This is a genomic window from Bartonella sp. CL266QHHD, assembly GCF_042195355.1.
GTDB lineage: Bacteria > Pseudomonadota > Alphaproteobacteria > Rhizobiales > Rhizobiaceae > Bartonella.
In genome coordinates this window covers 1-24,189 of sequence record NZ_JBHIOD010000044.1, presented here as the reverse complement: position 1 = coordinate 24,189, position 24,189 = coordinate 1, and the positions used below count along the sequence as shown (strand labels likewise).

27 protein-coding genes, 1 tRNA gene, 1 other RNA gene and 2 pseudogenes are annotated in these 24,189 nt (G+C 42.1%); 20 read left to right on the top strand and 11 right to left on the bottom strand.

Annotated elements, in window-relative coordinates; genetic code table 11:
- A pseudogene (locus ACFIK7_RS06045) lies at window positions 1–1,039 on the bottom strand (bifunctional DNA primase/helicase); the annotation flags it as partial.
- Here ACFIK7_RS06045 and ACFIK7_RS06040 point away from each other — a divergent pair.
- The 3 genes from ACFIK7_RS06040 (at window position 927) to ACFIK7_RS06030 (ending at window position 1,703) form a co-directional block, all read left to right on the top strand.
- A complete protein-coding gene (locus tag ACFIK7_RS06040; RefSeq protein WP_375663087.1) occupies window positions 927–1,166 on the top strand; it encodes a hypothetical protein in 240 nt (79 codons plus the stop codon). The pseudogene ACFIK7_RS06045 and the gene ACFIK7_RS06040 sit on opposite strands and share 113 nt — an antisense overlap.
- Window positions 1,167–1,265: 99 nt before the next feature.
- Window positions 1,266–1,499, top strand: a complete 234-nt coding sequence (locus tag ACFIK7_RS06035; protein WP_375663094.1) for a hypothetical protein — start codon at window positions 1,266–1,268, stop codon at window positions 1,497–1,499.
- Between the two features lie 81 nt (window positions 1,500–1,580).
- Window positions 1,581–1,703 carry a hypothetical protein gene (locus ACFIK7_RS06030; protein WP_375663093.1) on the top strand — a complete coding sequence of 41 codons (123 nt, stop codon included), beginning with the start codon at window positions 1,581–1,583 and terminating at the stop codon, window positions 1,701–1,703.
- Here ACFIK7_RS06030 and ACFIK7_RS06025 read toward each other — a convergent pair.
- Both ACFIK7_RS06025 and ACFIK7_RS06020 read right to left on the bottom strand, forming a co-directional pair.
- Window positions 1,687–2,070, bottom strand: coding sequence for a hypothetical protein (locus tag ACFIK7_RS06025; RefSeq protein WP_375663086.1), 384 nt, complete (start codon window positions 2,068–2,070; stop codon window positions 1,687–1,689). The two genes, ACFIK7_RS06030 and ACFIK7_RS06025, sit on opposite strands and share 17 nt — an antisense overlap.
- A complete protein-coding gene (locus tag ACFIK7_RS06020) occupies window positions 2,067–3,137 on the bottom strand; it encodes a YdaU family protein (RefSeq protein WP_375663085.1) in 1,071 nt (356 codons plus the stop codon). The genes ACFIK7_RS06025 and ACFIK7_RS06020 overlap by 4 nt, the downstream gene beginning before the upstream one ends.
- Window positions 3,138–3,553: 416 nt before the next feature.
- Between ACFIK7_RS06020 and ACFIK7_RS06015 the strand changes: the two genes are divergently transcribed.
- The 6 genes from ACFIK7_RS06015 (at window position 3,554) to ACFIK7_RS05990 (ending at window position 7,137) form a co-directional block, all read left to right on the top strand.
- Entirely contained in the window at window positions 3,554–3,871 is a 318-nt protein-coding gene (locus ACFIK7_RS06015) for an XRE family transcriptional regulator (protein ID WP_273790852.1), read from the top strand.
- Between the two features lie 312 nt (window positions 3,872–4,183).
- Window positions 4,184–4,573, top strand: a complete 390-nt coding sequence (locus tag ACFIK7_RS06010; protein WP_273790851.1) for a hypothetical protein — start codon at window positions 4,184–4,186, stop codon at window positions 4,571–4,573.
- Window positions 4,574–4,575: 2 nt separating this feature from the next.
- Complete coding sequence (locus ACFIK7_RS06005) at window positions 4,576–4,764, top strand: hypothetical protein (protein WP_273790850.1); 189 nt, start codon at window positions 4,576–4,578, stop codon at window positions 4,762–4,764.
- Window positions 4,765–5,689: 925 nt separating this feature from the next.
- On the top strand, window positions 5,690–6,454 hold the full coding sequence (locus ACFIK7_RS06000) for a lambda exonuclease family protein (protein WP_375659842.1): 765 nt from the start codon (window positions 5,690–5,692) through the stop codon (window positions 6,452–6,454).
- 227 nt (window positions 6,455–6,681) lie between these two features.
- Window positions 6,682–6,843: a hypothetical protein gene (locus ACFIK7_RS05995; protein WP_375663084.1), complete on the top strand. Its 162-nt coding sequence runs from the start codon at window positions 6,682–6,684 to the stop codon at window positions 6,841–6,843.
- Window positions 6,844–6,975: 132 nt separating this feature from the next.
- Complete coding sequence (locus ACFIK7_RS05990; protein ID WP_375663083.1) at window positions 6,976–7,137, top strand: hypothetical protein; 162 nt, start codon at window positions 6,976–6,978, stop codon at window positions 7,135–7,137.
- Window positions 7,138–7,139: 2 nt separating this feature from the next.
- On the opposite strand, the gene ACFIK7_RS05985 is transcribed toward ACFIK7_RS05990, so the two are convergent.
- Window positions 7,140–7,214, bottom strand: a tRNA-Thr gene (locus ACFIK7_RS05985).
- A gap of 176 nt (window positions 7,215–7,390) precedes the next feature.
- Between ACFIK7_RS05985 and ACFIK7_RS05980 the strand changes: the two genes are divergently transcribed.
- The 4 genes and pseudogenes from ACFIK7_RS05980 (at window position 7,391) to ACFIK7_RS05965 (ending at window position 10,448) form a co-directional block, all read left to right on the top strand.
- Window positions 7,391–7,543: a hypothetical protein gene (locus tag ACFIK7_RS05980; RefSeq protein WP_273790845.1), complete on the top strand. Its 153-nt coding sequence runs from the start codon at window positions 7,391–7,393 to the stop codon at window positions 7,541–7,543.
- A 176-nt stretch (window positions 7,544–7,719) separates the two neighbouring features.
- Window positions 7,720–9,015, top strand: coding sequence for a UDP-N-acetylglucosamine 1-carboxyvinyltransferase (murA, locus tag ACFIK7_RS05975; RefSeq protein ID WP_273790844.1), 1,296 nt, complete (start codon window positions 7,720–7,722; stop codon window positions 9,013–9,015).
- Window positions 9,016–9,417: 402 nt separating this feature from the next.
- On the top strand, window positions 9,418–9,810 hold the full coding sequence (locus tag ACFIK7_RS05970; RefSeq protein WP_273790843.1) for a helix-turn-helix domain-containing protein: 393 nt from the start codon (window positions 9,418–9,420) through the stop codon (window positions 9,808–9,810).
- Window positions 9,811–10,089: 279 nt separating this feature from the next.
- Window positions 10,090–10,448, top strand: a pseudogene (locus ACFIK7_RS05965) (helix-turn-helix domain-containing protein).
- Between the two features lie 367 nt (window positions 10,449–10,815).
- On the opposite strand, the gene ACFIK7_RS05960 reads toward ACFIK7_RS05965, so the two are convergent.
- From ACFIK7_RS05960 to ssrS, 3 genes are all read right to left on the bottom strand, one after another.
- Complete coding sequence (locus ACFIK7_RS05960) at window positions 10,816–11,637, bottom strand: TIGR00282 family metallophosphoesterase (RefSeq protein ID WP_273790841.1); 822 nt, start codon at window positions 11,635–11,637, stop codon at window positions 10,816–10,818.
- An 18-nt stretch (window positions 11,638–11,655) separates the two neighbouring features.
- The gene (locus ACFIK7_RS05955; protein WP_273790928.1) at window positions 11,656–12,261 is read right to left on the bottom strand and encodes a 5-formyltetrahydrofolate cyclo-ligase; all 606 of its coding nucleotides are present in this window, start codon (window positions 12,259–12,261) and stop codon (window positions 11,656–11,658) included.
- 344 nt (window positions 12,262–12,605) lie between these two features.
- Window positions 12,606–12,766: non-coding RNA, 6S RNA (gene ssrS, locus ACFIK7_RS05950), on the bottom strand.
- A 161-nt stretch (window positions 12,767–12,927) separates the two neighbouring features.
- On the opposite strand from ssrS, the gene ACFIK7_RS05945 reads away from it, so the two are divergent.
- Window positions 12,928–13,101, top strand: a complete 174-nt coding sequence (locus tag ACFIK7_RS05945) for a hypothetical protein (protein ID WP_375663082.1) — start codon at window positions 12,928–12,930, stop codon at window positions 13,099–13,101.
- A gap of 939 nt (window positions 13,102–14,040) precedes the next feature.
- Here ACFIK7_RS05945 and ACFIK7_RS05940 read toward each other — a convergent pair.
- From ACFIK7_RS05940 to purE, 4 genes are all read right to left on the bottom strand, one after another.
- The gene (locus ACFIK7_RS05940; RefSeq protein ID WP_375631458.1) at window positions 14,041–14,826 is read right to left on the bottom strand and encodes a tetratricopeptide repeat protein; all 786 of its coding nucleotides are present in this window, start codon (window positions 14,824–14,826) and stop codon (window positions 14,041–14,043) included.
- Between the two features lie 157 nt (window positions 14,827–14,983).
- Window positions 14,984–15,109 carry a type B 50S ribosomal protein L36 gene (gene ykgO, locus ACFIK7_RS05935; RefSeq protein WP_004863016.1) on the bottom strand — a complete coding sequence of 42 codons (126 nt, stop codon included), beginning with the start codon at window positions 15,107–15,109 and terminating at the stop codon, window positions 14,984–14,986.
- 1,074 nt (window positions 15,110–16,183) lie between these two features.
- Window positions 16,184–17,494 carry a 5-(carboxyamino)imidazole ribonucleotide synthase gene (locus tag ACFIK7_RS05930; protein ID WP_375663081.1) on the bottom strand — a complete coding sequence of 437 codons (1,311 nt, stop codon included), beginning with the start codon at window positions 17,492–17,494 and terminating at the stop codon, window positions 16,184–16,186.
- A gap of 1 nt (window position 17,495) precedes the next feature.
- The gene (gene purE, locus ACFIK7_RS05925) at window positions 17,496–17,993 is read right to left on the bottom strand and encodes a 5-(carboxyamino)imidazole ribonucleotide mutase (RefSeq protein ID WP_273790836.1); all 498 of its coding nucleotides are present in this window, start codon (window positions 17,991–17,993) and stop codon (window positions 17,496–17,498) included.
- A gap of 825 nt (window positions 17,994–18,818) precedes the next feature.
- Between purE and ACFIK7_RS05920 the strand changes: the two genes are divergently transcribed.
- The 6 genes from ACFIK7_RS05920 to yacG all read left to right on the top strand — a co-directional run bounded on the left by ACFIK7_RS05920 (window position 18,819) and on the right by yacG (window position 23,614).
- Window positions 18,819–18,971 (top strand): DUF5993 family protein, encoded by a 153-nt coding sequence (locus tag ACFIK7_RS05920; RefSeq protein WP_273790835.1) that lies wholly within the window; start codon window positions 18,819–18,821, stop codon window positions 18,969–18,971.
- A 10-nt stretch (window positions 18,972–18,981) separates the two neighbouring features.
- Window positions 18,982–19,557, top strand: coding sequence for a disulfide bond formation protein B (locus tag ACFIK7_RS05915; protein ID WP_375631463.1), 576 nt, complete (start codon window positions 18,982–18,984; stop codon window positions 19,555–19,557).
- A 2,162-nt stretch (window positions 19,558–21,719) separates the two neighbouring features.
- Window positions 21,720–21,893, top strand: a complete 174-nt coding sequence (locus ACFIK7_RS05910) for a hypothetical protein (RefSeq protein ID WP_375663080.1) — start codon at window positions 21,720–21,722, stop codon at window positions 21,891–21,893.
- A 247-nt stretch (window positions 21,894–22,140) separates the two neighbouring features.
- Window positions 22,141–22,359 carry a translation initiation factor IF-1 gene (infA, locus tag ACFIK7_RS05905; RefSeq protein WP_004857577.1) on the top strand — a complete coding sequence of 73 codons (219 nt, stop codon included), beginning with the start codon at window positions 22,141–22,143 and terminating at the stop codon, window positions 22,357–22,359.
- Between the two features lie 235 nt (window positions 22,360–22,594).
- Window positions 22,595–23,308 carry a Maf family nucleotide pyrophosphatase gene (locus ACFIK7_RS05900; RefSeq protein WP_273790830.1) on the top strand — a complete coding sequence of 238 codons (714 nt, stop codon included), beginning with the start codon at window positions 22,595–22,597 and terminating at the stop codon, window positions 23,306–23,308.
- A 21-nt stretch (window positions 23,309–23,329) separates the two neighbouring features.
- Window positions 23,330–23,614, top strand: coding sequence for a DNA gyrase inhibitor YacG (gene yacG, locus ACFIK7_RS05895; protein ID WP_375631468.1), 285 nt, complete (start codon window positions 23,330–23,332; stop codon window positions 23,612–23,614).
- Window positions 23,615–24,189: the final 575 nt, after the last annotated feature.

Below are 24,189 nucleotides of genomic sequence, written 5' to 3'. Positions count from 1 at the left end.
CCTGCTGGGATGTGTGCGGGGATGCCTGTGTAGAGGCGTGGTTGGTTGAGGCGGTGTTTTGGGGCGCCTGTGTAGAGGCGGGGTTGGTTGAGGGTACCTGCTGGGGTGTGTTTTGGGGTGCCTGCTGAGGTGCGTGTTGGGATGCCTGCTGGGATGTGTGCGGGGATGCCTGCTGGGATGTGTGCGGGGATGCCTGTGTAGAGGCGTGGTTGGTTGAGGCGGTGTTTTGGGGCGCCTGTGTAGAGGCGGGGTTGGTTGAGGGTACCTGCTGGGGTGTGTTTTGGGGTGCCTGCTGAGGTGCGTGCTGGGTTGCCTGTTGGGATGTGTGCGGGGATGCCTGCTGGGATGTGTGCGGGGATGCCTTTGTGGAGGCGGGGTTGGTTGAGGTGGTGTTTTGGGGTGCCTGCTGAGGTGTGTGCTGGGTTGCCTGCTGGGATGTGTGCGTGGAGGGGTGGTTTGTGGGGTAAAGGGCTTGCCAACCAAATAAAATAGGTTCACATTGGGAGGCTGTTGGTTTGGTTTTTGCTCCCGTTTGCGCAAGCCGTTCTTTGACTAAAGCAAGGGTGCCGTCGGGTTTATAAAAGGGGAAAATGATTTTTTCGCCATTTTCTCCTATGCGGTAACGCTTTATAATCTCTAGAGGAATGCGGCGTTCTTCATGGAGATAGGTTTTTACAAGATTCTGCGGGCTCTGCCCTTTAGGAACCGGTGGACGGCGATAGGAACGATGAGGCGCCATAAAGGGTTTGGGGCGTGTCAGATTGAGAGTCGCGCGTGCTTCTTCTAAGGCTTGAGAGAGGCTAATGCCTTTGACTTCACACCAAAGGTCTAAAAGATCTCCTCCTGTGCTTTCTGCAAAATCATACCAAAGTCCTGCTTTACTACCACTTAAGCAAATCGATAAACTTTGACCAGCTTCACCACGTGTGTTGCCTACAATCCAATTGTTGCCTCGTTTGTGCCCTTGGGGAAGAAGCATTTCTACTATTTTATCGGCTTGTGAGATAAGTTTTTGTTTGATTTCAAAAATTGTGCTCATGGTCATTCGTGATATTATTGTCGTTTTTCTCAAGATGTGGGAGGTGAGAATTCTGTTTTTGCTGTTCTCACCATTCGATCTGATCGTAAAGTCCCGTGGTGCTATGGGGCTTGCCAGTTTACTTTGAGAGCTTCTTTGCCGCTCTTTTCTTGCCAATAGTCGCGAAACCTCTTGGCTTGCCAAAGGGCTTGACTCTCACTCAAACCTTTTTGAAATGGCTGTGTTGATGTCTTCTTGCCAAGAGCATGGGAAGTGGTGTTTTGAGAAAAAGGAGGAAGGGGAAAGGAGGAAGGGGGTGAAAGAAGGAAGGATGCAAGAAGGTGGGGCGGATGCCTGTGAGGGTGTGGTGCATGCTGGAGTGTCCCCCTGTTGGGGCATGTGTTGGGGTGTCTGTTGGGGTGTCTGTGTGGAGGGGGTGGATTTGTTGCCAAAGAGTTTGCTTTTCATTGAGTTTTTCTGAAATGGCTGTGTTGGTGTTTGTTTGCCAAGAGCATGGGAAGTGGTGCCTTGAGAAAAAGGAGGAAGGCGGAAAGGAGGAAGGATGCAAGAAGGTGGGGCGGATGCCTGTGAGGGTGTGGTGCATGTTGGAGTCCTGTTGGGGTGTCCTTGTGTGGAGGGGGTGGGTTTGTTGCCAAAGAGTTTGCTTTTCATTGAGTTTTTCTGAAATGGCTGTGTTGGTGTTTTTTTGCCAAGAGCATGGGAAGTGGCGCCTTGAGAAAAGGAGGAAGGGGAAAGGAGGAAGGGGGTGAAAGAAGGGCGGGGCGGATGCCTGTGAGGGTGTGGTGCATGTTGGAGTCCTGTTGGGGTGCCTTGTGTTGGGGTGCCTGTGGATGTCCTTGTGTGGGGAAAACGCTTTTGTGATGAGAGCAAAATGGTCGATGTTGACGCGTTTTGCTGTGTGAATCGCCTATCCAAGTGTTGTTTTGCCGCCCTTTGTTTTGTTCTGTGTTATTTTGTCCGATGCTGTTGTGGTTTTGAAACATTTTTATCCCCGCGCGTGCTTGAAAAATACGTTGTTTTTGTGATGTCAAAAATTGTCATTATAGTTGATCAAACTGCGGTAAAGGGTGTCGTTGTTCTCAGAGATGAAAGATGAGGAGCTTCCCTGTTTTTGCTGTTCTTGCCGTTCGATCTCACGGCGAAACCAGTTGCGCCATGTGGCTTGCCAGTCTACTTTGAGAGCTTCTTTGCCGCTCTTGGCTTGCCAATAGTCGCGAAACTTCTTTTCTTGCCAATGGGCTTGGCTTTCACTCAAACCTTCTGAAACTGCCGCCTTGATGTCTGCTTGCCAATGCTCAGGAAGACGGTGCCCTTTGGCAACTGAGGAAGTGGTTTTTTTGTTGGTGCAAAGCGGGTTGGAGGCAGAAAGATTGCTGGGGGGAAGAGTGGTGGCGGATTTTGTTTTTTCCCCCGTGACAATTTGCGCGATAGGGGCGGAGGTAAACTCGGCTTGGGGAGCGTTTAAAGAGGGGGCGTTTTTTTGCTCCGCTTCTTCTTGTGGAGGGGAAGGGAGAGGTGAATCAAGAGCCGATAAGGGTGATGGATGATCGCTTTGTTCAAAGTTCTCTTCGCAGGAAAAACAAGGTTCTGTCTCATCAAACAAAATTTTCTTTTCTAAAACACCGTAAGGTGTTTCCTTTTCTTCTGTCTTTTGAGCTTCTGAGCTTTGTGCAGCATCTTTTGGACTTTCGTTAAGCAGTTGTTGCATCTCTGCATTGATTTTTTTGCGTTTTTTTGCCGAAGAACGACCCGCAAAGGATTTTTGTTCAAGCAATTTTTCACGCTCTTGAAAAATATTTTCGCAACGCTTGTTCCATAATCCATTGGCTAAATTTAAAATCTTACCCTCTTGGATGAGCATTTCTAAAACATTAACAAAAGTTCGCTTGTCACAACCACAAAGACGCGCTAAACGTTCTTTCGATATTTCTAAAGGTCGTCCACGGGCATACATTTCATTGAGAAGAATCGTATAGATTCCAATTTCGTGTGCGCGCATCCCACGTACACCTCCTAGAAAGTCATTTTGATACCAACAAACATATGGAAGCCTAGACGATTCATAATGAGGAGTTTCTTGTTGATTAGCGTGTTTCATACTGCAATCTACTTTCTTCTTTTTTATACATTTTTATTGATGATAAAAGCTCAAATAAGGATTTAACTTGTGTTGCTTTTGGCTCTGTTCGATGATGACTAGAGGCTTCTTTACGACGCTTATAAATGATTGGCTGTGCTTGAAGAGCATGCAAACTTACGATTTAAGATTGCGGTGATGGAAAAAATAAAGAATACCACACATTCTCAACGTACTTGCTTTTGGGCAGAAGCTTTGGAGAGTGGTCTTTTATATCCTGTAGGGTGGTTAAAGTGTTTTTATGATCCAAAAATAAAAAAATTTCCCCCGAAAAAGTAAAATTTGTTTCCTTAATTTTATCCTTTTTAGAGGATAATGCAAGCTCGTTTTATAAAAAGGACGTGTTTTTTTAAAAAGACGCGCTATATGGTGAAATTATGAATATCGATGGTTGGCGTCAAAGATTAAGAATCGCTTTGGAAAAAAGTGGGCGGTCAAAAAGATCTATCTCCCTCGCTGCCGGTAAAGGCGCGGGGTACCTTCATTCTATTCTTTCTGAAGGAAAAGAACCAACAATCGAATCTCTCTCGCGAATTTGTCACGAAATTAATATCAGTATGAATTATATTCTTTATGGTAAAGGGGCTAGCCCTGAAGATAAAGAATTTATAGAGCTTATTTCGAAACTCTCTCCGCAAGAGAGACAGGCGATTTTGACTCTTTTGCGGCGGCCAATTGACGAAGCTTCAAAATAACTTCCTTCTGTGCTTTTGAATCAAGGCGACTCCAGTATTTTATTAATATTATGTCACTCATTTTATCTCTCCTGTGTGTTTATAATTGCAATTTTGTAAGAACAAATAGAGAACAACAAAGGGGCATGAGAGGAACAAAGAATAATAGATTTTTATTTACATATGTCATTTGAACCCCGTAGATATTTAAAATATATCTTTTATGAAGGATAAAATGGTTGACATCTCTCCTATAGAGGAGATAAGACTAACGCTATATTTAGTCTTGTCAAGACAAGGCTATGCTTTATCAACTATCTAAAGGGGGAAATCATGAAAAATATTTCATTCGTTAAAGAGGATGAAATCATTATCGTTTTATGCGAAGAGGAAAATCCTTGTACTTATGAAGGACCAATCGACGAAATCGAAGAAGTGCTCGAACTTATTGAAGAATGTGAAACTGTTTATAGAGTTTTACGACTCGATCTGACAACTTCTCATGCTGAAGATGTTACGGAACAAATCGCTGATTTTTATGTCGAAAATCATGAAATGAATGAAGAAAATACACAATTGCAGCCCTTCATTTTGAATAGTGAAGCTTATCATGCTTGTTTAAATGAAAGAGCGGCTTGCGATTATGAAGATAATCTCTATGGCTCTTATGAAAAACAGCATCGTTTACGCCCATGTGATGTCTTGACAGATTATTGGTGGTAAACATGCCAAGTTATCTCAAGACTTCTTATCAAGGGATTCCACTTTATTATGCTGGAAATATGCGAAATTTAATCAGACTCGAACCACAAAAACACAACGCTATACTTTTTATATCGCAAGAGGTGGCTCAGTCTATGGCAAAAAAATTGGAGGAAGAATATTGCCGCCATGATTTTTCCGTCGTGCAATAGCAGGGTTGAAAAAGGAAGTCGCAATGAAAGGGTCCAAGTGCTTTTTCATTGCGGTGACAATGGTGTGCATTATGCTTTCGTTCTTGGGGGGGAAGCTTAGGGGAAGCTTGGGGAAGCTTAGGGAGCTTAGGGGGGAGCTTTGCGGGGGTTTTTTTAGCCGACATGGGAAAGGGGGGCATGAAGAAAAGAGCCTATATATGAGAAATTGCGGGCGCTTGTGTGTGGGGCGGGGAAGTTGCTGGCTGGTTCATTGAGGGGATAAGGTAATGGTGGGGCAGGTCGTCATTCAGTGACTTGGAGTGACACGGAAAGCATGCTGGAAAATAAAAATGAAGGCTTAGGGGGAAGAGAAGCAGCAGTACAAACAGGTTCCAACCTATAAAAAGGCACGTTCAAGGGGGAAAAGAGCCGGTTTTTGTGTTTTTGCGGCACGCAAGTAGGGAGCTTGGAATGACACGTAAAGCATGCTGGAAAATGGAAGAAGGTGTTTGACGGGGGAGGTCGTTAAAGCTTGTTTAGACGTATTGGGACAAACGGGGGGATTTTGGGAGCTTTTGTGGTGCGTGCTGGGGGAGCGCCGCAATGAAAGGGCCCAAGTGCTTTTTCATTGCGGTGACAATGGTGTGCATTATGCTTTCGTTCTTGAAGGGAAGCTTAGGGAAGCTTAGGGGGGAGCTTTGCGGGGGTTTTTTTAGCCGACATGGGAAAGGGGGGCATGAAAAAAAGAGCCTATATATGAGAAATTGCGGAGGGGGGATGTTGAGGGGGGCAGCAGTTTTTGTGTTTTCAGCGGCACAATATTGAAGGATGCATTGAAGGATGTTGTCGCCTTTAGTCCGTGTGAGGGACACAGGCTTTAAAAATATGAATGTTTCAAAGAGGATATATTGCAAAAAACACTTTAAAGATGAAGGGGAGAAAGGTCATGCCAATTATTATCGATTGTATTCAAGGAACAGAAGAATGGCAGAAAGTGCGTAATGGTTTGATTACGGCTTCTTTGTTTGAGATGGTTATGGCACAAAAAAAACAGGGGCAAAAAACTTCACGCTATCAGAGTGTGATGATGAAATTGGCGGGAGAAAGAATTACAGGAAAAACCGTTGAGGAAGGAACAACGCTTTCTCAGCGACGTGGAACAGAATTAGAACCAATCGCACGACAGCTTTATGGGGAACTTACACATACAGAACCTGAATGTATTGGCTTTGTTTTGGCTGATGATCGCGGACAAGGATTTTCCCCCGATGCTTTTGTGGGAAAAAATGGCTTATTAGAAATTAAAACAAAAAAACCTGAAATTTTGATCCCTCATTTCATGCAAAAGAATTTTCCAGCAGAACATAAAGCACAATGTCAAGGGGGATTATGGATTTCTCAACGCGAATGGGTGGATTTAATGCTCTATTGGCCGGATATGCCTCCTTTGATTAAACGGGCTTATCGTGATGAAGCGTATATTTGCAAGCTTGAAAATGAAATTAGCCGTTTTAATGAGGCTTTGGAGAAGATGGTACAGCAAATTAAGAGTGTTGGGACAGGTTTTCATCTAAGGACAGAAATTGCTTTGAAGGAGGGGGAAGAAAGGGTGCTTGGAATGAAGACAAAGCGTCTGCTGGAGGGCAAAACAAGAATGAGGCCGGCAAGAAAGGGATCGTGTGCAGCGTTGAGGAGAGGCAAAGTTCTATAAAAAGGAAAGAGCAGAGGGAGAAAAGAGCCGGTTTTTATGTTGGAGGAGGGTGCCAAACAAGGGGCGCAGGGAAGTAGGGAGCGTAGCGAACTTAAGGGACATGAATGTGAAAGCATGTTGGGAAATGGGGGGAAGAAAGGGTGCTTGGAGCGCATGCAAGGCATATGCTGGAGAGGAAAACGAGAATGGGAGTAAGGCCAAGTGCTTAGAGGTATGGAGGTGTGATTTTGGGAGCTTTTGTGGTGGGTGCTGGGGGAGCCGCAATGAAAGGACTTGAGTGCTTTTTCATTGCGGTGACAATGGTGCGCGTTATGCTTTTGTTTTTTGGGAAAGAGTCGTTTGAGGGGCGTTTTTTTAGCCGATATGGGAAAAGGGATGTAGGGGCATGAAGAGCCTATGCATGAGGAACTGTGGGGGACGTGTTGGGGACAACCGGTGGTTTAGGGAAAAAAGGGGGAAGCCAATGGGAGGGGGGCTATTCTTTGGGGTGTGTCAATTTCAAAAGCCGCTCATAAAGCATTTTGGAGATTAAGCGTGTCATTGAAGCCATTGATTTTGTAGCCATTGAAGCGCATGGTTTAAAGGATGGAGGATTTGATGAAGCCAATGGAGGCTGGGGGAAAAAATTGAGGCTTATAGAGAAGGCTTATAGGGGAAAAAAGAGAGAGGCAAAAGAAGAATAAAATGGTGCTGCGAGAGAGGATTGAACTCTCGACCTCTCCCTTACCAAGGGAGTGCTCTACCACTGAGCTACCGCAGCCCTTTTCAATCTTTGCGCTGTCTTGTGCCATATTGTCAGAAAATAGGCAAGAGAACATTTGTATATTCTTGCAAGAAAACGTATCTTATGTCATGACATATGTTTCTTATATGCTTAAATATTTAAGGTTATGAGTTGCTTGGATAGAAGCTCAACACTGTTTAAAAGGTTGCGCAATGACACAAATGTATCAAAAACAAAAACAAAATGAAATGAATCATCAAGATGAAAAAGCAAAACGACGTCAAGAAAGATTGGCGCAACAATTGCGTCAAAACCTGAAACGTCGAAAAGAACAATGCCGAAAAAGAGCACAAACAGAGCTCTAAAATGCAAAAAGCTCTAAAATGCAAAAAAATGTTTTTTAGTGAAGCTTTGCAACCAAACTTCTCAATAATTTGTTCTCATATTTAGAATGCGTTCTAAAACGATTAATAAAGCATAACTTCCCGAAGGGGGACAATCCTTTGGAAGGGCAGGCACAAAGGAAAAGAGGGAAAACACTATGGATTCTATTCAAATTGTTGGGGGAGAAAAACTTAAAGGAACAATTCCTATATCAGGAGCAAAAAATGCTGCCTTGCCTCTTATGATTGCGGCGCTTTTGACAGAAGAAACGCTTACTTTAGAAAATATTCCTCATCTGGCCGATGTCGAATTGCTTATTCGTATTCTCAATAATCATGGTGTGGGATATGCCGTTGATGGACAAGAGTTTAACGATGAATGTGTGAATTCAAGAACAATTCATTTTACGGCGCAAAAAATAGCCACAACACGGGCGCCATACGAACTGGTGAAAAAAATGCGTGCAAGCTTTTGGGTTATCGGACCTCTGCTTGCACGATGCGCAGAGGCTTATGTTTCGCTTCCTGGAGGATGTGCTATTGGAACAAGACCTGTCGATTTTATCCTTGAAGGACTCAAAACTTTAGGCGCACAGATTTCGATCGAAAATGGATATGTTCATGCAAAAGCGCCAAGGGGCTTAAAAGGTGCTCACTATCGTTTCCCTAAAGTCACTGTTGGGGGAACCCATGTGCTGCTGATGGCGGCGACAACGGCAAAGGGAACAACCGTTCTTGAGAATGCGGCTTGTGAGCCAGAAGTGACAAACCTTATTCGAACCCTGAATGCTATGGGGGCTCAAATAACCGGTGAAGGAACAACAACGCTTACAATTGAAGGGGTGAAAAAACTTAAAGGGACAAAAATACGCGTTATTGCTGATCGAATCGAAGCGGGGACATATGCAATGGCTGTTGCTATGACAGGAGGAGATGTCTTTCTTAAAAATGCAAATCCTAATCATCTCACAAAAGTGCTTAAGGTGCTCCAAAAAACAGGACTCGAGATTCAAATAGAACCTCAAGGAATTCATGTTAAGCGAAATCCAAAGAACACCAAAATTATGCCCGTTGATATTAAAACAGGACCTTATCCTGCTTTTCCAACCGATCTCCAAGCCCAATTCATGGCGCTCATGACACGGGCTGAAGGAACCGCGCATATTACAGAGACGGTTTTCGAAAATCGTTTTATGCATGTTCAAGAACTCAATCGCTTAGGAGCACAGATAAAGCTTGATGGGCAGACGGCAACCGTCTATGGAACAGAGAATTTGCAAGGGGCTCCCGTTATGGCGACGGATTTGCGTGCTTCTGTTTCTCTTGTGATTGCAGCGTTGGCGGCAAAGGGGGAAACAATCGTCAATCGTGTCTATCATCTTGATCGTGGATTTGAGAGATTAGAAGAAAAATTAGTCCGTTGTGGCGCAAAAATCCAACGCATCACAGTGTAATTCTCTTCGAAGGTATTCGGTCTGCCTTTAAGGGGCTTGATCTCAAGAAGCAAGCTTTGTTCATTTTCTCAATAAACGCGGGGCTTATCTCATGGTTTTGGAGCTTTTACGAGCGGGCATAAAAGTTTGAGAGGCGGGTGGGGCTCATAAAACAAACAAATAAAGACTGTTTTTAAATTTTATTGCTAATTTCATGAAATTACTTTATAAATAACACTGTAACTTTGGTCGTCTACGCAGCGATCAAGAGGGATTCAAAACCCCTAAAGTTCAGTACATAAGATTAGCCTACTCTTGTGGGTTTCCTGGGATTCCGGGAGTTTTTGCCATGTCCAGGTGCGATGAGCACTAAAAGCAAAAAAAGCTGACTGAACTCAGTACTTTCAGACTCCCGGAATACTCATGCGAGGGCGCTCGCAACCGGCAGGGGAGCTTGAAGTGAAAGCTAAAAATCCACACTTTAACGACATTTCGATAGGCAGAAAAATTCGCTTTAAAAGAACAATGATCGGAATGTCGCAAAAGCAATTAGGCAGTCAGTTAGGTGTGACTTTTCAACAAATCCAAAAATATGAAAAAGGCTCTAATCGTATAGGAGCTGGGCGTTTACAAGAAATTGCCGATATTCTCAATGTTCCTATTTCTTTTTTCTACTCCGATCTCTCAACAAAAGAAAATGTCTTGTATTGCTGTGATGAAAGGATTTCAAGTAAAGAAGAGCATATCCTTTTGAAAAGTTTTAGAGAGCTTAAACCTAAAAAGCAGAAGGCAATTTTGTGTTTGATTGTCTCATGAGATAAAAACACTGTTTTAAATTTTATTGCTGGTCTCCAGAAATTATTTTATGAACAAGCACCAGGGTTCTCGTCGTACAGTGTGGTTGAATGGTGGAACCCAAAGCCTGAAAATCCAAGATGAAACATTAGCCTGCTTTATAAGTATCGCGAGATTCCGGGAGTTTTTGCCATGTCCAAGTGCGCTCTAGCACTAAAAGCAAAAAAGCTGACTGAACTCAGTGTTTTTGACTCCCGGAATACGCATAAGAGGTGCTCGCAACCGGTAGGGGAGCTTGAAGTGAAAGCTAAAAATCCACACTTTAACGACATTGCGATAGGCAGAAAAATTCGCTTTAAAAGAACAATGCTGGGAATGTCGCAAAAGAAATTAGGCAGTCAGTTAGGTGTGACTTTTCAACAAATCCAAAAATATGAAAAAGGCTCTAATCGTATAGGGGGCGGGGCGTTTACAAGAAATTGCCGATATTCTCAATGTTCCTATTGCCTTTTTTCTACTCCGATCTCTCAACAAAAGAAAATGCTTTGTATTACTGTGATGAAAGAATCGGAAGTAAAGAAGAGCATATCCTTTTGAAAAGTTTTAGAGAGCTCAAACCTAAAAAGCAGAAAGCAATTTTAAGATTAAATTTTCGTTAGAATCAAAAAAAAATTAAAGAGGCTCTTGCTAAATAATAAATTATTATATAAAGCTTTTTCTAGAGAAGGGGGTTAACATTTCTCCTCCCCCCCCCCCGCAGAAATGTCCAAATAAAACCTCCTTCTCATCATTTTAAAAATCACGAAAATTTTTATCCTTTATCTTTTATCCTTTTAAAAAGAGTGACTTATTTGTGCTAGAAAAGTTGCTGTATTAGGCAAATTGGAGGGCGGGGTGTTTTTAGGATTTGGGAAGGGCTTGAAAATCATCTTGCCAAATAGAGTTCTCAAAAGGAAATCTTGGAGAGCAATCATCCAAAGGGCGCACAGTGGAGAGCGATCATCAAAGGGGCGGCTTTAAAAGAAGCTACCAAAAATCCGGAACTTCAGGCTTTAAATGAGGACCAATCCGTACCGCTGAGACCTTTTCTGCTAAACCGGTGCGATCTGAAATCTCAACCGCTAAACCACAAAGGGTGGCGGGACCACACGCCGGTTCAAAACGGTCTTGCTTCGTCTTATAAAGAAAACGGTGTAAGGGTTCTTCTTTATCCATTCCAAGAGAGGAGTTATAATCTCCACACATGCCTGCATCTGTTAAATAGGCGCTCCCACCTTCTAAGATCTGCGCGTCAGCCGTGGGAATGTGCGTATGTGTGCCAACGATAACACTCACACGACCATCCAGAAAATGGCCTAAACATTGCTTCTCGCTTGTCGTTTCTGCGTGAAAGTCAAAAATAATCGTATCGGCTTGCTCCATCAACGAACAGGCAAGAAGAATATTTTCCGCTGTTTCAAATGGATCTTCTACTTTGCACGGCATAAAAACGTTGCCCAACAGATTGGCGACAAGAACACGGGCGCCATTTTTTGCCGTAAAAACACCAGCACCTTTTCCGGGAGTTTCTTTCGAAAAATTGGCAGGGCGTAAAAAACGATCACTCTCATGGGCATACTGCAATGCTTCTTTGTGAGAAAAAGCATGATTGCCCGTGGTGACAACATCAACACCGGTCATCAAAAGATCTTGATATGTCTCTTGCTTAAGACCAAAACCACCAGAGGCATTTTCACCATTTACCACAACAAAATCAAGCTGCCATTTCTCAATCAGTTGAGGAAGGTGTTCAAAAACAGCTTTACAGCCTGTGCTACCAACAATGTCACCTAAAAATAAAAAACGCATAGGCGCTTTAATCACACTTTAACATTTTAAGAAACCTTTTTCTGTAAAAATTCCTTGTACTTGTAGATCATGTTCTGCTGCGGGAATAGAGAAAACCTCCTGACATGAAAACCCTATGCCCCATAATGTCATTTGATGCCCTTGTTTTTCAAGAGCTTCAACCGCACGGTCATAGTATCCTCCTCCATAGCCAAGACGGTGACAGTGACGATCAAACGCAGAAAGCGGAACAATAATATTATTGGGGACAACAACCTCATTGTCGGCACTGGGACCAAAGGTGCCAAAACGCATGGGCTCTAAAATCGTGCTGGGCGAAAATGCACGGAAAATCATGGTGGTGGAATCAAGAACTGCTGGTAAGGCTAAATGCCCACCGCGTAACGCTACAGCATCCAGTAAAGGACGCGGGTCAATTTCCGATTTAATGGGCCAATAGCCTGCTAAAATGAGGCGTGAAAAATCGGTTCCCTTCTTTTCAAGGTATTCAATAAAGTGGCAACAAGCACGCTGCGAAAAGAGTGCGCGCTCTTCTGTTAAAAGAGCATCACGACGCGATAAACCGCTTTTGCGTTGCTGTGTGCGAAGAGATGAAGCAGATTCACAGAGGGGATTATTTGTCATTGTCTCGTCAATTGTTTTATAAGATGCTGGTATTTTATCCATTGTTGGCGTTTTGTAAATCTCTGTTAGGACAAGAGCTGTGCTCATGAAAAAAAGCATGAAAAAAAGTGTGTGCTCTTTATAGGGGGTATCTTGGTGCAACAAGCCGCTTTTGCGTTGCTGTGTGCGAAGGGATGAAGCAGATTCACAGAGGGGATTATTTTGTCAGTGCTGTCTGTTTTATAAAATAAAGCCCCTCGTCATTTTTATTTCTTGAAAAGAGAGTATCGTCATTGGTCTTATGTGAAAGGATGCGCTCAATTTTAGCTGGAAAAATTTTTATGCAAAAAAGTTATACAAATAAAGGGTGATCCACAACAGCCGATGGAAAAAGCTGATCCCGGGAACCTATACAAATAGGTGGGCGCCATATGAAAAAGCCCACGGGCTTGATCAGGGACAGCTCCCTTGGAGATCATTAAGGTCTCAGGAATACGTTATTTCCTGTCGAGAAGCGCAGAACACCCTCCTTAATATAAAACAATTTCAGAGTTTCTGCTAGGGATAAAATAACCTCGCTCTCTTCTTTTTCATAAAGTATTTCAGGAGAGTTTTTATAACCTTGCTGGTGGCTGCTCGAAATGGCTGTATGACGGATGGCTTATTCAAAGTAAAAAAGCAAAAAATATGAGTGGGGGTGGGTGTTTGAGTGACGTAGAACGGTTTATTGGCAATGGCTTGATTGGCTCTTTTGGGACAATGCTTGGGGGAGCTTTGAAGGGAATATTTCAGGGCTGTTTTATCAGCTTTGAGGGGTGGAGGAGAGCCGATACGGTATGTGCTGCTATGGTTGAAGCTTAAAAATAAAAAAAAAGACGATGATAGTTTATCAGAGGGGCTAAGCGATGTTTTAAGCTTTTTTTTAAAAGTATTTTTTGAGGATCGTGTTTACAAATTTTTTTTATCCATGATGGAAGGTGTGAAAAGAAGAAACGGCTGAAGAGGACTCAAGCGTGAAGCGTTTGCTTGCTATGAGAGAAATTCTGTAGGGGGTATATTGGAAATGTTTGGACGCTGCCTGCAATACAAAAAAGGTCCAAATTCAAAAAAGGCACTGTCAATTGTGTGTGGGGTGTGGTTATAAGCAGGGGGCTTTTAATTTATTGAGTGGAATGTGAAGCCGGCTTGCGTTTTATCTAGGTTTGAAAGGATGCCGTAAAGTGTCTCGTTCTTGAATGGTTTTAAAGAGCTTGGGGTGATTGTTCGTCTAATAGAGCTTGCACGCGCTTTTGAATTCTGCGCATTTGTGGAGTGTAATCCAATGCTGTTTCATCAATCTTAAGAGCCAAGTTTTGGACGCTCTGTTGCTGGCTAAGTTTCAAAAAAAGGCACTGTCAATTGTGTGTGTGGGGTGTGGTTATAAGCAGGGGGCTTTTAGTTTATTGAGTGGAATGTGAAGCCGGCTTGCGTCTTATTTAGGTTTGAAAGCATGCCGTAAAGTGTCTTGTTCTTGAATGGTTTTAAAGAGCTTGGGGTGATTGTTCGTCTAACAGAGCTTGCACGCGCTTTTGAATCCTGCGCATTTGTGGAGTGTAATCCAATGCTGTTTCATCAATCTTAAGAGCCAAGTTTTGGACGCTCTGTTGCTGGCTAAGTTTCAAAAAAAGGCACTGTCAATTGTGTGTGGGGGGGTGTGGTTATAAGCAGGGGGCTTTTAGTTTATTGAGTGGAATGTGAAGCCGGCTTGCGTCTTATCTAGGTTTGAAAGGATGCCGTAAAGTGTCTTGTTCTTGAATGGTTTTAAAGAGCTTGGGGTGATTGTTCGTCTAACAGAGCTTGCACGCGCTTTTGAATTCTGCGCATTTGTGGATAGTAATCCAATGCTGTTTCATAAGCTTTAAGAGCAAGTTTTGGACGCTCCGTTGCTTCCATGACAACGCCAAGTTCAAAAAAAGCACTATAATTGCGCGGCTCAAGTTCAAGAGCATGGTTGAGATCAAGCAGGGCAAGCTTGAAATCGTTCAGTTGAATGTGAATCCAAGCACGCCTTACCCAAGCTTCAGAATGAGTAGGTAAAAGTGCAAGAGCATTGTCAATATAATCAAGCGCAAGTCCATAATCATCGCTGTTGAGTGCATTTTCAGCCCATGACATTAAAAGATCAATCGTCTCACTCCCCGATTGGGACCATAAATGTTGAAGTTGTTGACTGATCTTTTTCGCTTTAGCAACATCAGCACAATATTTCAATTCTTTGAGTAAACGTGAAATTTCTGCTTCTTTGCGTTGCTTAACTCTGTCAACATGGGAAAGCTGCTCTTTGTCAAGATCTTCAAGAATAACCGCCGAGGAATCAGAATCGGAGGGCGTTGAGGAAGGGGGAGGAGAATTGGGAATAAGATCATCTAACGGTAAAAGCGATTGTGGAGAAGGCCGATCTTCAGGAAGAGAAGGAGGATTTTGCCCATAGCTCGAGGGAACAAAACAAAAAACGCCAACAAAAAAAAGAAAAAACGCGCGCTGAAAAATACAGAAAAAACGCAGCTGAAAAAATCGAAAGGCTTTTAAAAAAATAAAAGAATCCATAAAAACAAGCCCCCAAAAGATAAATCACCAAATATTATCAAATACTAGACTTGTAATCAACGGACTTATAACCAAAAAAACGCAAGGAGAAATTTTTAAGCCTACAATCAAAGTAGGCATAAAAACATTGACCCTAAAGAAATTAGCCCTAAAAGAATTAGCCCTGACGTGCTCTAAAACGTGGGTTCGTTTTATTCAGAATATAAACACGACCCTTACGACGCACCAAACGATTGTTACGGTGGCGCTCTTTTAGTGCTTTAAGCGAATTTTTAATTTTCATCATATTCACCGTTTAAATAGTTTACGTAACACAACACTATAATACTATAATACAACACTAAAATATAATACCACAACCCCAATAGACTGCTTACTCTATGAGCATTGCATTGCGATATCGTACTTGCATTATAACATCACACGATACACTTTTTCACTGTGATCACAAAAAGAAAAGCGCACTCTTAAGGTACGCATTAACACACTTCATTAGCACAACGATAAGTGAAAATTGCAAAAAAGTAGGAGAGATCTAGCAAGAAGTCTTATTCTTGTCAAGGGTATATCCCTTACAAATTCCTTAGGGTGTGTTAATGGTTGGCTTGAAGGTAAAAATTTTCTCGTAAAAAAAGGACACAAAAAAGCACAAAGAGTGGAAAAAAGTAAAAGCCTTTTCAGCTTTAAACAAATAAGCTCTGTTAGGGAGTGTTGCAAGAACAGGAGCGCTGTTGAGCCGTTGGATTGTTGAAGTGGTGTGGTTTTTTTGTCGTTAAGGGCAAGGGGGGGGCTTCTTAAAACGCAAGGGGCTTGTTTGTGGGGGCTCGTGAAGCCCTGTCAGGTGCGTGCGTCGGCTGAAATGCTTGAAGTGGGGGGGTAGAGGGGGAGCCGTTGGATTGTTGAAGTGGTGTGGTTTTGTATCTTTGAGGGTGGGGGCATGGAAGAGAAGGAGCTTGTAGGAGGGCTTTCACGCCCTGTCAGGGCGAATTAAAAGGTTAGGGGCGCTTTTGAAGCCGCGGGATATCGGTGTGGGGTGAAGCTTTTGTTATGGGGGAATATTTATGCGGTGGAAGGTGGAGGGGTGATGAACTTGGGGGCTGGTGAATTGCTTTTAGTCGTGGGGGGATGTTTTTGAGAAAAGGAGGAGGAGCTGTTGGATTGTTGATTGGTGTGGTTTTGTATCTTTGAGGGTGGGGGCATGGAAGAGAAGGAGCTTGTAGGAGGGCTTCACGCCCTTTCAGGGCGAATTAAAAGGTTAGGGGCGCTGTTGAAGCCGCGGGATATCGGTGTGGGGTGAAGCTTTGTTTTTTCAGTTCATTGGGAGATAGTGTGAAAAAGCATTTGTATGTATGTGGGCTTAAGATTTGTTGGCTGGTCCCAATAATTGGATGACGTGCCCCATTTTGCGGTGGGGGTGAACAGTGCTTTTGCCATATAAATGGATCGAGGTGTGCTCTTGCTTTAGAAAATATTTTAACGTGCTAAAATTGTTACCAAGAAGATTGGTCATTTGGCAATCGCTATGGCGATAGGGACTGCCTAAGGGAAGTCCGCAAATAGCACGGATATGCTGTTCAAATTGTGAAGTTATGCATGCCTTTTGTGTCCAATGACCAGAATTATGGACACGCGGCGCTAATTCATTCACTAAAAGATGACCATCCGTTAAGACAAAAAACTCAATACAAAGAACACCAACATAATCGAGGGCATCCATGACTGTTAAGCTGATTTCTTGAGCTGCTTTTTGCACGTCAAGTGGAATATGGGATGGAACAAAGGATTTATGAAGAATTCCGTGTTTGTGTTGGTTTTCAGGGCAATCATAAAAAATATGTTCCCCTTGTTTTGTGCGGGCAGAAAGAACCGAAATTTCCGATAAAAAAGGAACTATTTCTTCCAAAATACAAGGCTGTTCCTGAAAAGTCCTTAAGGCTTCGTCAAGGGTTTGTTCATTGGGGTGATCAAGCTTGATCTGGTTTTTTCCGTCATAACCAAAACGACGCGTCTTTAAAAGACCACGTCCGCCTAAAGTATCGAGAGCGGAAAGAAGAGAAGAAGAATTGTCAATAGCGTGCCATGACGCGGTGCCAATCCCTTGATCACGCAAAAATTGCTTCTCAAAAAGTCGATCTTGCGTGATCTCTAATGCTTTGGAAGAAGGATAAACAGGCTTACTCTTTTCTACATATTGAACCGTTTGAAGAGAAAGATTTTCAAATTCATAGCTGACAACATCACATTGAGAAATAAAATGATCTAAAGCTGATGTATCGTCATAGGAGGAAACAATATGGTTGTTTGCTGTTTGAGCGGCTGGGCAATCGGCCTCAGGGCAAAAAATAACGGTTCGAAATCCTAATTCTGCGGCCGCTATGGCGAGCATCCGTGCTAATTGTCCGCCCCCGATTAAACCAATGACGCTGCCTGGAGGTAACATGGTGGAGGGAGTGGTGTTGGCTGAGGGAGTAGCGTTGGAGGAGAGGGTGGCGTTGGCTGAGGGAGTGGTGTTGGCTGAGGGAGTGGTGTTGGAGGAGAGAGTGGTGTTGGCTGAGGGAGTGGTGTTGGAGGAGAGGGTGGCGTTGGCTGAAGGGGTGGCGTTGGCTGAAGGGGCAGTGTTGGAGGAGAGAGTAGTGTTGGCTGAGGGGGCGTTGAAAAACGGTGCCATTTTAAACCTCCGTTACAGGCGTTTGGGCAACATTGGCTGTTTGTTGTTGACGCCAATCTTCTAATCGTTGGGCGAGATCATGGTCATAAACGGCCATAACGGCTGCGGCTAAAAGTGCTGCATTAATTGCGCCTGCTTTGCCAATTGCTAATGTGCCAACGGGTATCCCTGCTGGCATTTGCACGATTGAAAGCAAAGAATCTTGACCAGAAAGAGAATGAGAATGCACTGGAACGCCAAAAACAGGAAGAGGAGTAAGGGCTGCTAACATACCTGGAAGATGCGCTGCACCCCCCGCTCCGGCAATTAAAACTTTAAACCCTGCTTCTTTTGCTTCTTTTGCAAATTGATAAAGGCGTTCAGGAGTTCGGTGTGCTGAGACAATATGCGAACTATGAGAAATACCAAGACTCGTCAAAATATCTGCACTATGGCACATCGTTTGCCAATCCGATTGGCTCCCCATTAAAATCGCGACATCACATGATTTTTTCATCATTCACTATCCTTTTCAAAGGTTCAATGCGATTCTTTATCATTATTTTTTTAAAGTTTTATATTCTCTTTGCAAAGCCAATTGATGACAGAGAAACAGTTATTTTTCAAATAAGGTGGAAAGCTAAAAATTTAAAGGGGGAGACCAAGAGATGAAAAACTAAAGTATTGAAGGCATGAAGCACTTCTTTTTTTGGGGGGAGATGAATTTTGAGGAGAGGTGTTAAGGGGTGGTGTTGGATCCATGAGGCTGTTAAGCTTGCGGCATTGTAAAAGGGAAAAATATATTGGGAAAAATACATTGATTATAAGTTTTTTAAAAAAATGTCTTACTTTTTATTTGCTAAAATAAACAAGATCACCATATGATATAAAATCTGTTGCAATTTGAAACATTGCTTATGAGAAAAAGAGATTTTTATGGCGAAAATGCGTTGCAAAGTGAGGATATTCTTTTGAGAAATAAGGATATTCTTTTGAGAAATAAAGAGATGTATATCTCTCGATTTCAAAGCCTATTTATTTTGTTGTTCAAGTGATTCTTTTGTGAGTGGGGGGATATAATCTTTATAATTGTCAATATATATTTAACAATGGCTGATATTAAGGGGAAGCGAATAATCAACGCTTTTGTGCTTTTAACGCTTTTGTTGCGATCTGTTTCTTAGCGATTATATCGTTTTTTCCCTTAAATATAATGGCAATATCAATCGCGAATGACGAATTGTGAATAATAAATCCATGGTCTCTTTTTTGCCCAATTTTGTAATATGGTGAATGCTGAAATAAATAAGAGTTAAACAACGGATGTAAAGGAGATTTAAAAGCTATGTTTCTTCCATTTTTAATCGCTTTAGGTACTGCTGTAACGACTATGTGTGGTAAAAAAAATATAAGTTATGCTTTGTGGGCAATTTTATTCGTTGTCATTCTTCTCACTTTCAATCATCACGCAACTTCTACTTTAAATTTATCTTTTTGAGAGAATAGCCATGGAACATGTTGAACAAAAAAACCCTCACTTCGTCATCTTTATGAATACGCTAGGACTCTTTGGGTTATCCATTGTCTTGGTGGTGGCTTTTTATTATCAATTGGTAAAGTTTGAGTTACCTTGTCCCCTTTGTTTGCTGCAGCGCGTTGGATTGATACTGGCAGGTTGTGGGTTCTTGCTCAATATTCACCATAAGGTGAAAAATACCCATTATGGTATGGTTATTCTCGGTTGTATGGTAACCAGTGCTGTGGCAGCACGACAAGTGTTTTTGCATATCACACCCGATGATTTAGGATACGGTTCAACGTTCTTTGGATTGCATTTTTATACTTGGGCTTTCATTATTTCTGTCCTTTGTATCTTTGCTGTCTCATTTGTCATGATTTTAGGCGAATTGGCACACAAGTTCAAAGAATTTTCTCCTTTTCCAGTCTTGAGTAAAGCAGCAAGTTTCTTATTTGTATTTTTGATTGCGGCAAATTTGATTTCTACCATACTGGAATGTGGTGGTGGGCAATGTGCCGATGATCCTGTAAGGTATGAGTTGTTATCAAGTTGGTTCCCTTCATAGTTTCGAATTTGTTTAATAATCCCTCATCGTAATTTTTATTGTTAAAGAGGCGGAATATTTAAAAATCCGCTTCTTTTTTATTTATTGGGAAGACATTTTAGCAAGATTGTTCGATAATCTGATCTTTTATACTAACGCTGGCTTTTATGAGCGCTGGCGATTGATATTTTTTTAGCGAAGACTTGTACTGTGCACCTTTTATGCTGTCTTTTGAGAGAGATGAAGGGATTGATTGGCTTGGAGGCGTTTGTAGAGAAGCCCCGGACTGCTGAGCCACGTGGGTTAAGAAGCCTCGTTTTTTTAGAGCATTAACGATAAAAAATTTTTGTTCTTGATTTTTCGTAACATTGTGTTAAATGAGTTTTTGTATTCATTTTGGTGCTTCTAAAGCATTTTTATTGCTTCTAGAGGGATTAATTTAAAATTTTGAAAGTTATGTGAATAATTTTCTGCAGAGGTTTGTTTATTAGAGGCAAACCTTTTTTTTTATCTAACTTTTAGATGTTTTCTTTCAGTGTGAAGCCTTTTTTGAGAAAAAGGTAAGCGTCTTGATGATGCCTCTTTTTTTATTAATATATTGATTTATAATGATAAATAACCATTTTTAACGTGAAGCACTTCGCTGAATATAATAAAATTCCTCATCACCAGTTCTCTCATATTAAATCAATTAAAATTACTTGCTTGTATATCATAAGCGGGGGGCATGTGGGGCAAAACTGTACAAGAAAGGCATGCCTTTAATGAATTATCTCTTGAACCGAAGGCTGTCTGCAACATTGGGAGATGGCAGAGTTTTTGTGATGATGCCGGCCTCGTTTTTCCATAAGCGTAAACTTGTTTCTCCATAAGCGTAAAGATAAGGGGGCTGAAAGGATTTTATACACTTCATGGGGGCTTACCATTTCTTTACGGGCGGCGTTTTGCGAAATGGGTGTGACGAGCGTTGAGAGATCTTTCTTTAAAATAAGCGTGTGAATATGCAACGCAAGTCTATTCCTTTTGGTGCGTTTTATATTACGAAAAAATATTGACTTATAAGGATAAGTTATCGTTGCGAATGTTGAATGAGAAAAACGAAAAGCTTCTCTCATCTCAAACTTTCTTATAGTCAATTAATTAAATATACTCTTCTACGTTACAAAAAAGCACTGGATGTAAATAAAAATTCTTTTAAAAGTCGTAAAATGCTTCTTACAACCCCTTTTGATGGCTAGAATTTGTCAAAAAATTTTATGCTGGTCAATACAAATAATAGGGCAGTTTATATCTATGATTTAAGTGAAAATAGGGGGGATTTAGATGAAAAGGGAGGCGAGATTTTAATGACAGTTGTTGAATACGTTATTGTGTAATGCATTTTTTACAGATTTTCTGCTTTCTGTAAATGCGTAAAAGCGTAAAAACGGAAATATGTAAAAAAGGAAGCTGGGACTTTATGCGTGGTGTATGATTTTATCATGGTATGGAATGTGGAGAGAAGATTGGGGGGATGAAGAGGCGGGGGTGTTGACGAGAGAGGAGAAGAGAGTGTGGGGATGAAGAGGTGGGTTGTGTTGATGGGAGAGGAGAGAGGGTGTGGGGGTGAAGAGGTGGGTTGTGTTGATGGGAGAGGAGAGAGGGTGTGGGGGTGAAGAGGTGGGTTGTGTTGACCAGAGAGGAGAGAGGGTGTGGGGAAAGTTGCTTTTGAAGTGAGATTGACCGGTGCTTTGTGTGATCTTACTTTAGGATAGCGAAGGGGCAAGAATATTTTAAAATAGGACGTATCTGTCGCGTTTGATGCAACATCATTCTTTGTGGTGTTGTGATCTGAAGTGCTTGGGGGAGATTGGCTAGGCAAGAAGCTGGGTTAATACTATTGTTTATAGAGTGGCGTGGGGTGGAAGTTTCATTTGGCTTTATTCTGTGAATCTGTAAAAGCGTGAAAACGTATATTCGTGAAAAAGGAAAGGCTTTATGTTGTTAGGGGCGTTGTGGTTAATGATACGCAATGTATGGGGATCGTGTTTTCGAAGGTAGGGAGAGCAACATAAATGAAAGGAGTGGCTTAGAGGAAATGTGTGGAGAGAGGGAAAATGGGGCAAGGGTGTACGGGAATACATAGAGTGTGGAGGGGGGCGGTGAAGCATGTTGTGAATGGTGTGTGAAGAATGGAGAAGGTTTTGAAAAAAGGAGGGGGCTTTTGGTGTGGGGAGTGGTGTTTATTTGAAGGGCGCATGTTTAAGGTGTGGAAGGCGGAAGGTGAGGAAAAGTTGGAGGGAGGAGGATTGTTTGTAAGTTGTGGAGGGATTAGTCAGAGGTATTGGGAAAATGCTTTAGGGGAAAAATTAGCGTAATTTCTTGTCATACTGAAACCAAAATCATCATAAAAATTGAAGGAAATTAGCGGGTAAAATTGGTGGAGAGAAAGTTTTGATTCTTAAGGTGTGAGGTGATGTTTTTTGAGAACATGAGAGAGTAAACTTGAAAAACCTTTCCCTTTTTGTGGAATTTTTATTCACAAACTTAAGAAAATAGGGTATGAACGCTGGAAATAACGCGCAGCTTAACAAAATATGTGCACTGTAAAGGAAATGTTTGTTTATGTCAAAAGAAGAAGTTTTAGAATTTTCTGGTATCGTTACTGAACTCTTACCTAACGCGATGTTTCGTGTGAAACTGGAAAATGATCATGAAATTATTGCCCATACCGCTGGTAGAATGCGGAAAAATCGTATACGGGTGTTGGCCGGTGATAAAATCATGGTGGAAATGACACCTTATGATTTGACAAAAGGGCGTATTACATATCGCTATAAGTAGCCTCGTGGGTGGCTTGTGCTTTTTTCTAAAAGCTATCATATTATTTCTATTATTTTTTAACAGTTTTTTAGTTTGCTTTTCATGAGTGAGAAAAGGGAAGTATTTGAAGGTCCTTGAAAAACTGTAAAATCAATGCAAAAAAAGGATAAGGAGATTAATGGTGCTTAAAAGGGGGTGCTTAAAAGGGGGTGCGTAAAAGGGGGGTGAGAGGGAAGTCAATTGTGAAGGGGTGGAAATGAGAAATATAAGAGAGTGGGGGGAAAAACGTTTGGCAGATACTCTTACAGAAGAAATTCATTTGGTGCTTGCCTCCGCTTCGCCAAGGCGTTTAGCGCTCTTGGCACAAATAGGGATTGATCCGCAGCAGGTTTATGCAAGTGATATTGATGAAACACCAAAATTAAAAGAACATCCTGCAAAGCTTGCCAAACGTTTGGCAAAAGAAAAAGCGCTGAAAGCCCAAGAGATTTTGCGCTGGTACAGTCAGAATGGTCAAGACGAGTTGCAGAATGGTCAAGAAAAATTACCTGGACAGAAAATGATTATCTTAGCGGCTGATACGGTGGTGGCTGTGGGGCGGACCATTCTCCCCAAACCAGAAAGCGAGGATGAGGCTTATGAATGTTTACGATACCTTTCTGGGCGTTCGCATAAGGTCTATGGCGCCATTTGTGCGCTCAATGAACATGGAAAAATAACCGTAAAATTGGTTGAAAGTCGTGTCCGTTTTAGACGCTTAACCTCTGCCATGATGAAGGCTTACCTTGCTTCAGGAGAATGGCAAGGGAAAGCGGGTGGCTACGCTATCCAAGGAAAAGCCGGTGCTTTTGTTGTCTATATCAGGGGATCTTATTCTAATGTTGTGGGATTGCCTTTGGCTGAAACAGCCGATCTCTTGATCGCTTATCACTATCCACTTTTCACTCACTGGGCTGAAGAAACGCATTAGAAAAACTGTAAGGCAAGTTCAATGCAAGGTGAAAAGCAACAAAAAGAGAAAAACAAAAATGAAAAAAAAGGAACAGAAGAAAAGTTAATGAACGAGCAGAAGACAAAGGTGCGCCAAGAACAAAAAGAGCTAAATTTGCAAAAAGAGACCCGTCCTCCGCATCCTTGTCCTATTTGTGGTCAAATGTCACAAAAATCTTCATATCCTTTTTGTTCCACACGGTGCCGAGCCATTGATCTTAATCGTTGGCTTTCAGGCTCTTATATTTTACCGCCTCCTCCACAGAAAAGTGATGAAGAAGAATAAAGGGGTCTTCCTCTTGAGAAGAGGACGCTCAGAGCGTTTTTTTGTGTGGGAGCTAAAGGAAGGCGCGCGGGATTATCCTATATCAATGGATTCAAGAGCTGGATTAATGGCTTGGTTATTGTCGTCATTCGCAAAGACGCAGATTAAGTTCAATCAACGATGGAAGTTTTAATACATATCTAAGACTTATCCCCAGTGGTTTTGTTACCATGGATAATTATAAATTGCCTTGTTACAGGAAGGTCGATAGTGCTTTGTTGCGTGAAAGTTGTTGGTGCCTTTAGGGTGTGAGGAAAAATTGATAGTTCAATCAGTATTGCTAACGAAAAAGAAGGGGTGCGTGTTTTGGTGCAAAGAGGTGGGGCAATAAAAAATCGCTTGTTGGTGCTTTGTTGCGTGAAAGTTGTTGGTGCCTTTAGGGTGTGAGGAAAAATTGGTCATCTAATCAGTATTGCTAACGAAAAAGAAGGGGGGTGTGTTTTGGTGCAAAGAGGTGGGGCAATAAAAAATCGCTTGTTGGTGCTTTGTTGCGTGAAAGTTGTTGATGCTTTTAGGGTGTGAGAAAAAATTGGTCA